Here is a 15,648-nt window from a genome sequence, read left to right on the forward strand (position 1 = left end):
GCTACCCACTTAGTCCCAGACACCCCGCAGGGTCAGCATGTAGTTACGCGGCGTACCGTAGTAGTTGGCGTAGTCGGGGTGGGTCAGGGTATCGAAGTACTTGCGGTCGAACAGGTTGTTGGCGTTGAACGCCAGCGACCAGTGCGAATCGACTTTGTACTCGAGCATCGCATCCCACACGGCATAGCCACCCTGGGACATCTTCACCTGGGTCGGGCCGATGTAGTTCACACCGCTGTACTCGATCTCGCCGCTGGCAAAGTTGGCGCTCTGGATGGTCGCGCCACCACCGACTTTCCAGTCCGACAGCTCGCCCGGCAGCACGTAGGTGCTCCAGAACTTGGCCTGGTGCTTGGGCGTCACGCTGCTGAAGATCGCGCTGTTGGTGCGGTCTTCGTTGCGGTTGAAGGTGTAGCCGGCCATCACCTGCCAGTTCGGCAGTAGCTCACCGCTGATTTCCAGGTCGATACCCTTGCTGGTGACCTTGCCGCGTGACAGGTAGCAGCAGCTGCCGCCGTACATCAGCATTTCCTGGTTGTAGCTCGGGTCGAGGGTCGCCTGGTTCTCGCGCTCGGAGTAGAACAGCGCCGCCGAGACATTCAGCGCTCCGTCCCACAGCTCGCCCTTGACCCCGGTCTCGTAGGTCTTGCCTTCCATCGGCTCCAGCGGCTTGCCCGGCTGTGGCCCCGCCAGGAACTTCGCCTGCGGGTTGAAGATCTCCGAATAGCTGATGTAGGTGGACCACGCTTCGCTCAGGTCGTAGACCAGGCCGCCGAACGGCACCACCTTGGTCGGCTCGCGGTAGTTGACGATGTTCCGCTCCGACCATACGTCGGTGACCCGGTTCTTGATCGAGTAGACCTGCTCGTACTTGTAGCGGGTGGCGCGCGCGCCAACGATCAGCTTCAGCGGGTCGGTCAGTTGCAGGCGCAAGGTGGAGTACAGGCCGTACTGCTTCTGCTTGTTCGGGCTGTAGTCACGCCAGAACTCCTTGTCCATGGTGCCTTCCTGCCAGGGCTGATCGGCCGGGCCAAAGCGCCCGCTCATGCCGTCGGCAGCGCGCCAGCGGGCGCGGATGCTCTGTGCGTCGGCGCCGACCAGCAGCTCGTGCTCGCGGCCCAGCATGTCGAACTTGCCGGAGAGGTTCATGTCCAGCACGGTCTGGTCGGTCTTGGCACGCTGGTAGCTGCCCGACCAGTACGGGCCGGTGCCGTCGGCCCTGTCGATGTTGCCGTAGGTAAACGCACCCTGGCTTTCGACGGTCTCGAACACGTGGGTCAGCGAGGTATTGAATTTCCAGTCTTCGCTGAAGTAGTGGTCGAGCTTGAAGAACAGCTCGTTGGAGGAGTGATCGGAATACGACCAGTTGGTAGTCGGCCAGTAGCTGCGGCTGTAGTCCGGGCTCTTGCCATCGGAGTAGAACGGCAGGCCGTCACCGGTACCGGTTTCCTTGTTCTTCTCCAGGCGGCCACCGAGGGTGATCATGGTGTCGGGCGTCAGGTCCGCCTCGAGTACGCCGTAGATCGTCGGGTTCTCGGTACCGCGGTTGTCCATGAAGTACTGGCGGTCGTTGTAGGCGGCGACCAGGCGGCCACGCAGGGCACCGTCGAATGCGAGCGGGCCGGTGACGTCGACCTGCGAGCGGTAGTTGTCCCAGGAGCCGGCCGAGGCCTCGAACTTGAGCTGGTAGTGGTCCAGGGGGCGCTTGCGCACCAGGTTGATGATGCCGCCCGGGTCGCCCACGCCACCGAACAGCCCGGCGGAGCCGCGCAGCACTTCGATGTGGTCGAACTCGGCGAGGTTGTACAGGTGGTTGGAATAGCCACCGTTGGCGTCGAGGCTGGCGGCGCCGTCGATCTGGATGTTCTTGATCTCGAAACCACGCGAATAGAAGCGCGGCATCCGGTAGTTGGCGCTCTTCACGGTGATGCCGGGGGTGGCACGCATGGCGTCGCCCAGGCTGGTGATCTGCCGGTCCTTGAGGGCCTGGTCGGTGATCACTGAGACTGATTGCGGCGTCTGGCGCAGCGACGTCGGCGTCTTCGAGCCAACGCTGGTCAGGCCGGTGGTGTAGGAGCCCGAATTCTCCGTGGCCTGGCCCATGCCCTGCCCGCTGACCTGCGTGCTGGCCAGTTCGATTGCCGCGCCGCCACTCAAGGCAACCGGGTTCAGCGCCCAGTTCCCATTCGCCGCCTGGGTAGCAGCGAGACCGGAGCCTAGCAACAGGGCATCCAGGCCCTGCTGGACGGTGTAATCACCCTTCAGGCCGGGAGCCTGCTTGCCGCGTACCAGCGCAGGGTCGAATGGAAGGTTGATTGCCGCCACCTGTGCGAACGCATTGAGCGATGGCTCCAGCGCGCCCGCAGGCAGATCGTAATGGCGTGCTTCAACCTGTTCGGCGTGGACCGCGCAGACAGGCAAGGCCAGGCCAGTAGCGCCGGCAAGCAACACGCCGCGCAGCGCAAGGGCAAGGCGGGTTCTGGGCACATGGCGAGGTGAGAACAGGGATGACATGTAAATCGAGCTCCATTCGTTTGGCAGGTGTTTTCCCTGTTAGCCGAAGAGCTCGAAAAAACCCGCAGCCAGAAATCGGGTTTTTACAAAAACGATCAGCGAGCAACCACGCGACGCCACCACGGGGTAAAGCGCTCGACCCTGACGGGCAGCGAGTCACCCAGGGCATCCAATGCCCGGTCAATGTCGCCGAGCTGAAACACCCCGGAAACTTCCAGCCCAGCAATCTGCCGGTCACAGCCCAGCCAGCCGCGCTGATAGCGCGCCAGCTCGGCGACCAGCGCTTGCAACGGCATGCTGCGCGCCACCAACTGGCCTCGCGTCCATGCACTGGGGTCCATCTCGCTATGCTGCAGTTTCCGGCTGCCTTCGGCGTCGATTGAGTACTCCTCGCCTGCGGCAACCGTTTGCTGTTGCGCGGGTTGATGGATGGCTACCCTGCTGTGCTCGACCCGCAGCCGTGTCGAGGTTTCGTCCTGGCGCACGCTGAAAGCGGTACCCAGTGCCTGCAACCGGGCCTGGGCGGTGTGCACCCAGAAGCTGCGCCGCCCCCCAGGCGAGCCATCGTCCGGGCCTGTGTCGATGAAGATTTCACCGTGCAAGAGCTTGATCAGCCGCTGGCTGGCGTTGAATGTCACATCGACGGCGGTATGGGTATTGAGCTGCAACCGAGTGCCATCGGCGAGCACCACCGTTCGCCGCTCGCCCACGGCGGTGCTGTAATCCGCGCCCCAGTGCCGGACAGCTTCCTGGCTCTGCCAGCCCATCCCGCCAATCACCAGCCCGGTGCCCAGCACCTGGAGCAGCCGCCGCCGACCCAACGGCCGGTGCTGCATGCGTTCCAGGGTATCGCGTGCCACGCCACCGGGTACCCCCGGCAGGCTGGCGAGACTGTCGAATGTCGACTCATTGCTCTGCAATGCTTGCCAGGCGGCCTCATGCAGGGGATGGAGCTGGCGCCAGTGAAGACACCCTTGCACGGCCTGCTCATCCGCGTAACCGGATTGCAGGCGCACCATCCATGTGATCGCCTGATCGAGCACTTCGTCCGGCAATTCGGGACGGCCGGCCCTCGTCACAAGGTGGCCAGATAGCAATGGCGGATGGCCTTTGCCATGTAGCTTTCCACCGACCTCAGGCTGACGCCCAGCTGAACGGCAATCTCTTTGTAGCCAAGCCCATCCAGGCGCGAGAGCAGGAATGCCGTGCGCACCTTGGGCGGTAAACCGTCGAGCAAGGCTTCTACCTTGGCCAGGGTTTCAAGCAGGATCATCTGCGCTTCGGGTGATGGCACCAATGGCTCAGGCAAGCTGGCCACCGCTTCGAGGTAAGCCCTTTGCAGGCGATCACGGCGCGCACGATCGATCACCAGGGCCCGGGCGATGGTGCTGAGCCAGGCTCGCGGCTGATGCACGTCCTTCAGCCGCTCGGGTTTGCCGAGGACGTTGACGAACGTGTCTTGCGCCAGGTCGGCGGCATTCTCTCCCTGGCGCAGACGTTTGCGCAGCCAGTCAACGAGCCACGCGTGGTGCTCGATATACAGTGCTTGCACATCGGAGTGCGCAGGTGGCGAAGAGGGTGGTGAGAACACTGCGGCCCTTAGCTTCAAATAAGAATGCGTATGAGAATTTGTCGCATCTTATACAGGCCCGATTATGCCTGACAAGCCGCTGTGGAGACGGTACCGGTCTTAGGCCCCTCCTCCCGCTGGAACCAGCGTATCGCCGCGATGCAAGACCCCGGAGGCCCACCGGCTGCGGTTCCCTTTAATTATCAATACGATTAAGATTCAAACTCATTTATATCTGCAACGCTCTTCAGGGTTATTCGGGTGTACAAAACTCCACCTGCGTCTTCATCGGACGACATGCATTGCCTGTATCGCGATCACAGTAACTGGCTGCGTGCGTGGCTGCGGCGGCGCCTGCATGATCAGGAGCGCGCTGCGGATATTACCCACGATACCTTTGTGCGCCTGATCACCAGCACTGTCGCCCACCCGCTTCGTGAACCGCGCAATTTCCTCGCGACCGTTGCCAAGCGCGTCATGGTCGATCATCTGCGCCGACGGAGCCTGGAGCAGGCGTATCTGCAGGCACTCGCCCAGGAACCGGAGCTGTCGCAGGCCTCCCCCGAAGAACGCTTGCTGGTAATGGAAACCCTGCTGCAACTCGATGCCATGCTCGATGGCCTCAACTACAAAGTCCGCCAGGCCTTGTTCCTCGCCAATCTGGAAGGCTTGAGCTATGCGCAAATCGCAGTGCGCCTGGACGTGTCGGTCAGTTCGGTGACCAAGTACGTGGCCAAGGCGACCGAGCGATGCCTGCTGTTCGCGCTGGACGCTGATGCATGACCGCGGCCAGACAACGCCAGGCGCTGCGCGATGCTGCACAGTGGCACGCCTGCCTGGGGGCCGCACCCGAATGCCGGCAAACCCAGCAAAACTGGCAAGCCTGGCACCAGAGTGACGCCATGCATCAATGGGCCTGGCAACGCCTGGAGGCCTTCAACGCCGAGCTGCGTGGCGTGCCTGTCGCTGTGGCGCAACGGGCCCTGGCGGCAGACCCGGTCATGCCCGCCCGGCGCACCTTGCTCAAAGGCCTGGTGCTGGGCCTGGGTGTCTCCGGGCTTGCCTGGACGGGCTATCGACAAACCCCGCAGTGGCTAGCCGATGTGCGCACCGCCACCGGCGAGCGACGCGAACTGACGCTGCACGACGGCACTCGGCTGACGCTCAATACAGCCAGCGCCGTGGACATTCGCTATACCGCGAATCAACGCCTGATCGTCCTGCATGCCGGGGAAATCATGCTGCAGACCGGCAAGGATTCCCGTCCGCTCAGCGTGCTCAGCCCGCATGGAGAGATGCGCGCACTGGGCACACGCTTCAGTGTGCGTCTGGACGATGAGCTGACCGAGCTCGACGTTATCGAACAGGCGGTTGAAGTGCGCAATCAAACGACTGCGGTGCCCCGGCGTGTCGAGGCCGGCATGAGCCTGCACTTCGGGCATGGGCCCTTGCCACTGCCCCGGCCTTTGGACCCGAACCGGGCCGAGTGGGTCAATGGCAGCCTGGTGATCGACGATTGGCCGTTGCACCGGGTGCTGACGGAACTGCAACGCTATCGCCCGGGCTTCATCGACTGCGCCCGGGACGTTGCTCATCTGCGCCTGTCGGGCGCCTACCCATTGGACGATACAACCCGCGCACTGGCGGCCATTGCCCAGGTGTTACCGGTGCGCATCGAGACTCGCACCCGCTTTTGGGTCCGGGTTCGAGGGCTTGGCTGACAAGCGATTAAAAAAAGTTCTCATTAGCATTGTCGGTTTTCCGGTTTCGTTCGACCCCTCCTGCAAACCGCCTCAAGGCCTTTGAAGGAGTCATCCATGCCACACCGCGCCCCTCGTCATGCTTATCCCCGAAAACCCCTCGCCGTTGCCCTGTTCAGCGCTGGCCTGATCCTGCAGGCAGGGCTTGGTCACCCGCTCCTGGGCCAGGGTGGGTACGCCAATGCCGCAGAAGCGGCGCGCACCTACTCGATCGCCGGCGGGCCACTCGGCGCGGTGCTCAGCCGCTTTGCCAGCGAGGCCGGGGTGGTGCTGTCGTTTGAAGCCGGGCTCACCCAGGGCAAGCGCAGCCCGGGCCTGCAGGGCAGCTACAGCATCGAGCAAGGGTTCGCACAGTTGCTCGGCGCAAGCGACCTCAGGGTAGTGCGCAGCAGCAACGGCGACTATGTCCTGATGCCACGGATCAAGGGCGATGCGCTCGAGCTGGGAGTGACCAGCGTCAACGCCACGGGGCTCGGCGCCACGACCGAAAACAGCGGCTCCTACACCACCGGCTCGACAACCGTGGGCAGCAAGATCGCCCAGTCGATCAAAGAAGTCCCCCACTCGGTGTCCGTTGTCACCCGCCAACGCATCGAGGATCAGAATCTCACCACCCTGACTGACGCCCTGGACAAGACCACCGGCGTAACCCTGCAGAAGAACGGTGCCTCCGGCTCCTCGCTGGGCAACGACACCAACTTCTATTCCCGTGGCTTCGCGGTGTCGAACATCCAGTTCGACGGCGGTGCGCCGATGGACACTTCGATCTCCGGCTACGGCTCGATCAGCCAGCTGGACCTGGCCCAATACGACCACGTCGAGTTCCTGCGCGGGGTCGACGGTCTCTATTCGGGCAGCGGCAACCCCGGCGGCACCATCAACCTGGTACGCAAGCGGGCCCTGGACCACAACCAACTCAAGTTCTCTGCATCGGCCGGCAGCTGGGACACCTACCGCACCGAGCTCGACGTCACCGGCCCGCTCACCCAGACCGGGAACATCCGGGGCCGCCTGGGCACGGCCTATCAGAACAACCAGTTCTTCTACGACGTGGCCAACATGGAAAAGCATCTATTCTACGGATCGCTGGAATTCGACCTGAGCCCCGCTACCTTGCTCACGGTCGGTGGCAGCTACCAGGAAGGCGAAGGCATTTCCAACTTCGGTGGCCTGCCCCGCTACAAGAACGGCGACGACATCGGCCTGTCACGCAAGACCGCCTACGTCACCTCCTGGGACACCGTGCACGAGAAGACCAAACAGGCCTACCTCAAGCTCGACCACACCTTCAACGAAGACTGGACCTGGACCACCGACCTGACCTACATGGACATGGATCGCGACGCCAACTCCCTGTTCGCCAATGGCGCGGTCGACCCGATCACCCTGCAAGGCCCGATATGGCTGCACTACCCCGCCAAGACCGGGCTGGAGCGCAAGGGCATCAACAGCTACGTCAAAGGTGGCTTCGACCTCTTCGAGCTGCGTCACGACGTGCTGCTGGGCGCCGACTACTCGCACGCCGAAGGCTATACCGTGCAGCGCTGGGGCAACGACAACTTCATCCCGATCAACATCTTCGACCTTGAACGCCCGGCCGACCTGGGCAGCCTGCCGAACAAGACCGATGACAACACGACGGAGAAATACGGTTACTACGGCATGACCCGCCTGTCGTTGAGCGACAGGACCAAGCTCATACTCGGCGCCCGGGTTTCCACCTACAAATACCGTGACGTCGAAGTGTTCTTCGACGACCTGGGCAACGTTCTGGACGACCCTGCCCCGTACCATCGTCGGTTCAAGGAGCAAGGCGTAACCACGCCGTATGCCGGGCTGACCTTCGACCTGACGCCACAATGGACCACCTACCTCAGCTACGCCGAAACCTACAAGCCACAGTTCCTGCAGCAGGCGTACCCGAACCAGGCGCTGGACGCCGCCACGTCGAAGAACTATGAGGTCGGTCTCAAGGGGCTGGTCCTGGACGACAAGGTCAACACCAGCGTCGCGATCTACCGTATCGAGCAGCAGGACGCCGCCATCCAGGACCCGCGATACCCGATGGTGTTCGGGGCGAACAACTGCTGCTACCTGAACCAGGGTGAGGTGGTCAGCGAGGGCATTGACGCCGAGATCAGCGGTGAAGTGCTGACCGGACTCGAGCTGTTCGCCGGCTACACCTATAACCACACCGTCGACAAGGCCAGCGATGAAACCCGCGCGGTCTATGCGTCGGTCACCCCCAAGCACCTGTTCAAGTTGTGGGGTACCTACCGCCTGCCGGGCGACCTGGAAAAGTGGAAGCTCGGCATGGGCGTCACCGCGCAGAGCAGCAACGGTCGTAGCGGCACAGTGAACGCCTTCAACCCGGACAGCGGCGAGTACGATGGCGCTGCAGAGGCATTCAAGTTCGTCCAGGCCGGCTACGCCATCTGGAACTCGAGCCTGGAATACCAGATCGACAAGAACTGGTCGGCCATCGTCAATGCCAACAATATCTTCGACAAGAAGTACTACCAGACCGTCGGCACCTCGGCCAATGGCAACTTCTACGGTGAACCGCGCAACTTCACGCTCACCGTACGCGCCGCCTATTGACCGGCCAGCAGAACCGCTAACCGGTCAATCAAAAACGCTGCTCAGTGGCCCACGCAAACGCCTTGCGCGCCAGTGAGCAGCATTTCTCGCAACGTTTCCAGGCATCGTTCTGGCCGGTGTCTGTCGAGGGGCGAATGCCGCGGGGGATTGCGTCTAAAGGCGCATGCGCTGCTTATCGCTCGCGACGAAATTTTATGGCACTCTGCCACGCTCGCGCTTGCGGGCCACACACATAGCAAGCCCCAAAACACCTGTTAGCCATGAAAAACATCAGCCTCAAGAATAACTACATGCTAGATATCTCACCCACTTCGGCAAGCCTGATACACACCATTGCATCGGCAACAGCAATCGTTGCAGCGTTGATATCGGCCAGCGCAGTCATCCTCGCCCATAGGGCCGCCGAAGTACAAAACAGGCATGCCGAAAGTTCTATAGCAGCAGCGACCCAGGCCACTCAGAATGCCAAAGACGCCGCCGCTCAATCAAAGCTGCAAATAGTCGCGCTCACCCAGCAGAATCTAGAGTTATCAACAAAGCTGGAAGCTGAGAAAACGGAAAGACTGAAAGTCGCCTCCACACTCAAGCCCCGAAAGTTGACACCTGAGGCACTCGCCGCGTTCACGGCCCTGGCGGCTGAGTTGTCCGAGAAAAAAACGACGCCCACCGTGCTCATCAACGTCACCAGAAATGACGATGAGATATTGCAGTTTTCCAAACAGATCGCGGTGGCCTTGACCAAAGCGGGCGTTCAAGTCCAGATCAAGAAACTCACTTCGATGAAGGACATCACCGGCACCCAGGTCGTACTGTACAGCGGCCCCGGCGACCAGGCGCTGGAGCGAGCCTTCAGGAACACCCACCTTGATTTCCAGATCCTGCGCTCGTCCAAACACCCAAGGGTGAACATACAAGACCAGGATTCCCAGGACATCACTGCCTTCATCAGCGTCTACCCGAAAGGCGTGTCCCAGTAGCCCCGGCTCAGCACGCCACTGAAACGCGAGCGTTGTGGGAGCAGACTGGCATCACGACGCCGGACAACCAACGTGCCTGCCGTGCACTGAACTCACGCTTTTCGACATAAGCAATGCCCATGCTGTAACCGTTCTCACAGCATAAGACCGAACACTTATTATCCCGTGAGTAAATTAGAAAAAAACAAGCTAACCACCCTATAGAAAGTACTAATCCTAACGTGCATTGGCGAGCATAATAACCACCCACTGATTTGACCACATACCGCGTTCTCGAAGAGCAAGTCCAATTAAACCGAGAGCGCCCTTGGGAAGAGGTATGAATGCGATAAAGCCTCACTGTATTCATTTGCCAACAGCCAACCAACACACGGGAACGCAACGACGCCGACTACAGGTGTAACTTGCGTATTACACACTCACCCTCCTCTGCAGACGCAGCGGGGATGCAAACCTTTGCGATTGAAACAGCGATTGGGTTCCACGATTACTGACGCCCGCTCCAAGTAAACATCAACAATCAAACTGAGCGAGCGAGATCCGGTTTTAGCTGTTTGGTGCATGAAGTCATTAGTGAGCCTGTACCACAAGTGGGGCTTGGCGAAGTAACGGGTACACCCATCCCATGCTGCGTCGGCCAGGAACGCCGCACCCTCACTTGCATGAAAACTGTACTCACGCACAGGTAGTCGATCATGCACACAGTTCGTAGCACCTTGGTCGTGGTGGATTCGCACCAACCCGCCGACCAGATCCTGAACAGAGCCAGAATGATCGCCAGCGCTACACAGTCGCACTTGCATCTGCTGGTCTGTTGCAAAGGCGCCCATCACTCCAGTTCGCTGGACGATCTGCAACACACCATGGAACGCGAGGGCTACAGCGTCAGCACCCAACAGGCTTGGGAAGGCAACTCGCACAAGACCATCATCGCGGCTCAACAAGCGCAAGACTGCGGACTTGTAATCACGCAGCACTTACCCGATAACCCGCTGTTGAAGGCCGTTCTCACGCCTGAGGACTGGAAGCTGTTGCGGTACTGCCCCTGCCCGGTGCTCATGGTAAAAACCGCCAGGCCATGGACCGGAGGCACCATTCTCGCGGCCGTCGATGTGGACAGCAGCGACGTAGGGCACCGGGTCCTGCATTCGGGCATCGTCAGCCACGGCTACGACATCGCCCAACTGGCCAGCGGCACCCTGCACATGATGAGTGCCTACCCCTACCCCCTGCTGTCATCGAGCGACCCCGTCCTTCAAAACAAGGAAAGCATCGAGGCGTTCTATTGCGAGCAATGCAAGCGGCTTCAACACGAGTTCCACATCAGCGACGAGCACCTGCATGTCGAAGAAGGCCCGCCAGACGTGCTCATCCCGTACATGGCACACAAACTCGAGGCGGCACTGACAGTGATCGGCAGCGTCGCCCGCACCGGACTCAGCGGCGCCTTGGTCGGCAACACCTCTGAGATGATTCTGAACACCCTCGACAGTGACGTGCTGGTACTCAAACCGGACGATGTGATCAATCACATGGAAGAACTGGCCGCCCCACCTTCAAGTCTGTCCGGCGATATGGCGACGACGTCCTGGCCCTACCATCATCACCACCATCACCCTCACCGCATCAAGCAATCGGCATAAAGGCATTTCGCAACACTGGACTTTCCAGGGCCCGAACGAAAACCCCGCAGACGTTAATCTGCGGGGTTTTGTTTGAACGCTGGGGTTACTTCAGGCTGCCACTGAGAAACTGCTGCAAGCGTTCACTTTGAGGATTGCCCAGGACAGCCTCGGGCGTACCCTGCTCCTCGACACGCCCCTGGTGCAGAAACAGCACCTGGCTCGACACTTTGCGTGCAAAACCCATTTCGTGAGTGACCATGATCATGGTACGGCCTTCTTCGGCCAACCCTTGAATGACCTTGAGCACTTCGCCCACCAACTCCGGATCGAGTGCCGAGGTCGGTTCGTCAAACAGCATGATGTCGGGCTCCATACTCAAGGCCCGGGCGATGGCGACCCGCTGTTGCTGGCCGCCAGAGAGAAACGCTGGGTACTGGTCAGCCACCCGTGATGGCAGCCCCACTTTGTCCAGATAAAGCCGGGCACGCTGCTCTGCCTCCTTCTTGCTCGCGCCCAGCACCCGGCGTGGTGCCAGGGTGATGTTGTCCAGCACAGTCATGTGACTCCAAAGATTGAAGTGTTGAAACACCATCGCCAGGCGGGTGCGCAAGCGCTGCAGCTCAGCGGCATCGGCCACGTGCATGCCGTGCCGGTCGTGGACCATGCGAATGGGCTGGTTATCCAGGCTCATGGCGCCTTCATTGGGTGTTTCCAGAAAGTTGATGCAGCGCAGAAAGGTGCTCTTGCCCGAACCACTTGCACCGATCAGGCTGATCACATCGCCGGGCTTGGCGTTGAGCGAAACGCCCTTGAGTACTTCATGACTGCCATAGTTTTTATGCAGGTTATCCACGGTCAGTTTGTACATGTGTGTAGATCCTGAATTAGTGAGCAGGGCCAAGGAACGCCAGCCAACGGCGTTCAGCCAGACGGAACAAGCCAACCAGCGCAAACGTGATTGCAAGGTACATAGCAGCGGCAATGCCGAAGGACTGGAAGGTAAGGAAGGTTGCCGAGTTGGCATCGCGAGCGATCTTGAGTATGTCCGGCACCGTGGCGGTGAAGGCCAGCGTGGTCGAGTGCAGCATCAAAATCACTTCGTTGCTGTAGTACGGCAACGAACGGCGCAAGGCCGACGGCATGATCACATAGGCATAGAGTTTCCAGCCGCGCAGGCCGTAGGCCTTGGCAGCCTCGACCTCGCCGTGATGCATGTTGCGGATCGCCCCGGCGAATATTTCCGTGGTGTAGGCACAGGTGTTCAGGGCAAACGCCAGGATGGTGCAGTTCATGGCATCGCGAAAGAACGCGTCGAGCACCGGCTGCTCGCGTACTGCGGCGATGCTGTAGATCCCGGTGTAGCAAATCAGCAACTGGATATACAGGGGCGTACCGCGGAACAGGTACGTGTAGAACTGTACCGGCCAGCGTACCCAGGCAGTGCTTGAAACCCGGGCAATCGACAGCGGGATCGACATGATGAAGCCGAAGAAGATCGAAGCGCTGAGCAGCCAGAGCGTCATGGTCAGGCCGGTGATGTGACGACCGTCGTGGTAAAGGAACGGTTGCCAGTATTCCTGCAAGAGTTCGATCATCGTGCCGACTCCCTGAAGCCCGCCCTGTAGAAGACCTCCAGTCGACGCAGGAGGTAGTTTGAAACGCTGGCAATCAGCAGATAGACCAAGGCCGCCAGGAGCAGAAAGTAGAACAGCTGATAGGTGCTTTTGCCGGCGTCCTGAGCGGCCTTGACCAAGTCGGACAGGCCGATGATTGAGACCAGTGCGGTGGCCTTGAGGATTACCAGCCAGGTGTTGCCGATGCCCGGCAGGGCGAAGCGCATCATTTGCGGGAACACCACGAAGCGAAAGCGCTGGATGCGGGTAAGGCCATACCCGGTTGCAGCTTCCAGTTGCCCACGAGGAACGGCGCGGATTGCCCCGCGAAACGTCTCGGTAAAATACGCACCGTAGATGAAGCCCAGCGTAATGACGCCGGCGTTGAACGGGTCGATCTCGATGTAGTCCCAGCCCAGCGCCGTGGTGAGGCTGGTCAGCCATGTTTGCAGGCTGTAGAAAATCAGCAGCATCAGCACCAGGTCCGGTACCCCGCGAATCAGCGTGGTATAGAGCTGCGCAGGCACGCGCAATACAGCAGAACCTGAAAGTTTGGCGATGGCGCCGATCAGACCGAGCATGGCGCTCAACAACAGTGACAGGACAGAAAGCTTGACGGTCATCCAGGTGCCTTGCAGCAACAGCGGGCCGAAGCCCTTTAGGCTGTAGCCGGATAGCCCCAGAATCTGCAATAGGTTTTCAAACATTGGGCAGCCCTTTGGCAATCATGAAAGTGCCCATCCGATGATGGGCATTCGGTGGTTACTTGCCGCTGTAGAGGTTCAGGTCGCCAAAGTATTTTTGCTGGATTGCAGCGTAAGTGCCGTTGTCGTGGAGTGCCTTGATGCCTTTGTCTAGAAGTGCTTTCAGTTCCTGATTGCCCTTGGCGATACCCACCGCCGTTTTTTCCGGCATCAGCTCGCTGTCGATCTGCTTGCTGGCTTGGAAGCTGGCACCTTGTGGTGACTTCAAAAAGCCCAGTTCGGCTTGCAGCTTTTCCTGAATCGACGCATCGAGGCGGCCGGAAACCAGGTCAGCGTAGACCTGGTCCTGGTTGGCGTAGGCCTTGGTGTCTACCCCAGCCTTGTCCAGTACGGCTTTGGCGTAGGCTTCCTGGATGGAGCCTTGTTGGTAACCGACTTTTTTGCCTTTGAGCGATGCCAGATCAATGTCGATGGCAGTGCCTTTTCTGGACACCAGTACCGTGGGGCTCGAGAAAATCTCGCTGGAAAAGTCGATGACTTTTTCACGGGCTGGTGTGACCGTCATCGACGACAGCACGCCATCAAACTTGTTGGCCCTCAGGCCCGGGATCATGCCGTCGAAGTCGCTCTCGACCCATTTGCAGGTGACCTTCAGCTCAGCGCAGATCGCATTGCCCAGATCAATATCGAAGCCAACCAGGCTGCCATCGGCGGCCTTGGATTCAAAGGGCGCATAGGACGGATCGACGCCAAAGCGCAACGTCTTGTACTCCTTGGCCAAAGCGGAACCGGCAGCGACACAGAGCGCCAACGCAGAAAGGGTCAGAATTGTTTTTTTCATTGTTTTATTCCTAGTGAGCGCTTGCGGCGCATGGGTACTGCGACGGGAACGTCCAGGGCGCCAAGCAGCAAAACCTGACGTTCATCTTGTTGTGATGGCTATCGCACCGTTCAGCCCTGGCGGACTCGCCTTCAGGCGCAGAGGAGCGAACCTGAACGTGTTGCCTGGTGCCCTGCGACAAAGGTCAGCTCGGTGTTGGTTTCGGTGAAGCGCTCAATCACCCGCGCGTAGAGGACGCCGGCAACACCGCTGTAGAGCGTGCTGACCTGGCCGCTGATTGGATCGATCACATCGGCCAGTGCGCTGCCCGGCTCGACCCTGCTGCCGAGCGGCGCGCGGTAGGCGACCACGCCGGGGTGCGGGGCCCTGAGTATCTCCACGCCACCCAGCGGGGTTGGCTCACACAAAGGCGTTGGCACCTTGACCTCGGCATCGGCGATCAACCCCAGGTGCCCCAGGTACGCCAACAGGGCATCGGCATCGCCCGTCGCCATCTCGTGGCCGACATCGTGCAGGCCACGCAGTTCCAATGTGGCGGAGAAGGTGGCCAGCGGAATCGGCAAGTCTGGAAAGTGCCGTTGCAGTCTGTCCCACAGGGTGGTGAAGGACTCGTCAAAGCAATAGGTCTTGGCGTCGGGACCACCCTGTTCAGTGGTATGCAGCACCGCATGTGCCCCGGTGAAGCCGGCCAGCACCCGTGCTTGCTCCTGCTGCTCGCTGTGCACGTAGAGGTGCACCGCGGCTTCGCTGTCACAGTGCAGGTCGATGATGTAGTCGGCTTCGCTGGCCAGTCGCAGTAACACCAGTCGCAAGGATTCGAGCTCGGTGGCGGGCTTCAAGGCTTCGAGGCGCTCACGAATGCAGCGACGGATCAACGCTACGTTGGCAGCGGGATCACTGCCAAGTGCACCGGCAACTTCCTCGCGCACCAGTGCGGCGAGGTCCAGGTAGTTGCGATTGAAATTCTCTCGGCTGGACAGTTCAAAGCGGCCCAGCTGACGTCCGAACACGTAGTTGCCAAGGCCTATGGGATTGGCGATCGGCACCAGTACCACTTCGCCGGTCAGGCGGCCAGCCGCCTCCAGTTCGAGCAGGTGCTGCTTGAGGTGATGCAGCGCCAGCATTCCCGGATGCTCATCGGCATGCAGACCGGCCTGCAGGTAAACTTTTTTGCCCTGCCCCTGTGGGCCGAAATGCAGACTGATGATCTCTCGCTGTGCGCCAAGGGTCTGCGTGATAAGCGCATGACGATGCTGTTGCATAGTTAAGTATCTCAATGAGTGGTTCAGACGATTAAGAGGCCGGCGGTGTCTTCCTGATCTTGCCGAGCAGAAGCAATTCGCCCCTCAGAACACGATTTCCACTTTCAACGCTACGCGATATTCGCTTTCGTTCCATACACACCGGCCCCTAAAATGGGCGCATCTGTATTGGTCGAAAAGG

General features: G+C 60.4%; 13 protein-coding genes. 5 read left to right on the forward strand and 8 right to left on the reverse strand.

Annotation, left to right across the window (positions count from 1 at the left end):
* Window positions 1–9 precede the first annotated feature (9 nt).
* From U9R80_RS16535 to U9R80_RS16545, 3 genes are all read right to left on the reverse strand, one after another.
* Window positions 10–2,514 (reverse strand): TonB-dependent siderophore receptor, encoded by a 2,505-nt coding sequence (locus U9R80_RS16535; RefSeq protein WP_301842781.1) that lies wholly within the window; start codon window positions 2,512–2,514, stop codon window positions 10–12.
* 95 nt (window positions 2,515–2,609) lie between these two features.
* A complete protein-coding gene (locus U9R80_RS16540) occupies window positions 2,610–3,593 on the reverse strand; it encodes a FecR family protein (RefSeq protein ID WP_301842779.1) in 984 nt (327 codons plus the stop codon).
* Entirely contained in the window at window positions 3,590–4,066 is a 477-nt protein-coding gene (locus tag U9R80_RS16545; RefSeq protein ID WP_301842778.1) for a sigma-70 family RNA polymerase sigma factor, read from the reverse strand. Before U9R80_RS16545 ends, U9R80_RS16540 begins: the two co-directional genes overlap by 4 nt.
* Window positions 4,067–4,381: 315 nt before the next feature.
* Here U9R80_RS16545 and U9R80_RS16550 point away from each other — a divergent pair, with 315 nt between their 5' ends.
* From U9R80_RS16550 to U9R80_RS16570, 5 genes are all read left to right on the forward strand, one after another.
* Window positions 4,382–4,867, forward strand: coding sequence for a sigma-70 family RNA polymerase sigma factor (locus U9R80_RS16550; RefSeq protein ID WP_324803295.1), 486 nt, complete (start codon window positions 4,382–4,384; stop codon window positions 4,865–4,867).
* On the forward strand, window positions 4,864–5,805 hold the full coding sequence (locus U9R80_RS16555; RefSeq protein ID WP_301842776.1) for a FecR domain-containing protein: 942 nt from the start codon (window positions 4,864–4,866) through the stop codon (window positions 5,803–5,805). Before U9R80_RS16550 ends, U9R80_RS16555 begins: the two co-directional genes overlap by 4 nt.
* A gap of 96 nt (window positions 5,806–5,901) precedes the next feature.
* On the forward strand, window positions 5,902–8,445 hold the full coding sequence (locus U9R80_RS16560) for a TonB-dependent siderophore receptor (RefSeq protein ID WP_301842775.1): 2,544 nt from the start codon (window positions 5,902–5,904) through the stop codon (window positions 8,443–8,445).
* Window positions 8,446–8,705: 260 nt separating this feature from the next.
* A complete protein-coding gene (locus tag U9R80_RS16565) occupies window positions 8,706–9,422 on the forward strand; it encodes a hypothetical protein (protein ID WP_301842774.1) in 717 nt (238 codons plus the stop codon).
* A gap of 695 nt (window positions 9,423–10,117) precedes the next feature.
* Window positions 10,118–11,065: a universal stress protein gene (locus U9R80_RS16570; RefSeq protein ID WP_301842773.1), complete on the forward strand. Its 948-nt coding sequence runs from the start codon at window positions 10,118–10,120 to the stop codon at window positions 11,063–11,065.
* 85 nt (window positions 11,066–11,150) lie between these two features.
* Here U9R80_RS16570 and U9R80_RS16575 read toward each other — a convergent pair whose 3' ends face one another.
* The 5 genes from U9R80_RS16575 to U9R80_RS16595 form a co-directional block, all read right to left on the reverse strand.
* A complete protein-coding gene (locus tag U9R80_RS16575; protein WP_301842772.1) occupies window positions 11,151–11,915 on the reverse strand; it encodes an ABC transporter ATP-binding protein in 765 nt (254 codons plus the stop codon).
* 16 nt (window positions 11,916–11,931) lie between these two features.
* Window positions 11,932–12,642 carry an ABC transporter permease gene (locus U9R80_RS16580; RefSeq protein ID WP_301842771.1) on the reverse strand — a complete coding sequence of 237 codons (711 nt, stop codon included), beginning with the start codon at window positions 12,640–12,642 and terminating at the stop codon, window positions 11,932–11,934.
* Window positions 12,639–13,367: an ABC transporter permease gene (locus U9R80_RS16585; protein ID WP_301842770.1), complete on the reverse strand. Its 729-nt coding sequence runs from the start codon at window positions 13,365–13,367 to the stop codon at window positions 12,639–12,641. The genes U9R80_RS16580 and U9R80_RS16585 overlap by 4 nt, the downstream gene beginning before the upstream one ends.
* Window positions 13,368–13,422: 55 nt before the next feature.
* The gene (locus U9R80_RS16590) at window positions 13,423–14,205 is read right to left on the reverse strand and encodes a transporter substrate-binding domain-containing protein (protein WP_301842769.1); all 783 of its coding nucleotides are present in this window, start codon (window positions 14,203–14,205) and stop codon (window positions 13,423–13,425) included.
* 131 nt (window positions 14,206–14,336) lie between these two features.
* On the reverse strand, window positions 14,337–15,467 hold the full coding sequence (locus U9R80_RS16595) for a succinylglutamate desuccinylase/aspartoacylase family protein (protein WP_301842768.1): 1,131 nt from the start codon (window positions 15,465–15,467) through the stop codon (window positions 14,337–14,339).
* Window positions 15,468–15,648: the final 181 nt, after the last annotated feature.

Source organism: Pseudomonas sp. JQ170C (genome assembly GCF_035581345.1).
Taxonomy (GTDB): Bacteria; Pseudomonadota; Gammaproteobacteria; order Pseudomonadales; family Pseudomonadaceae; genus Aquipseudomonas.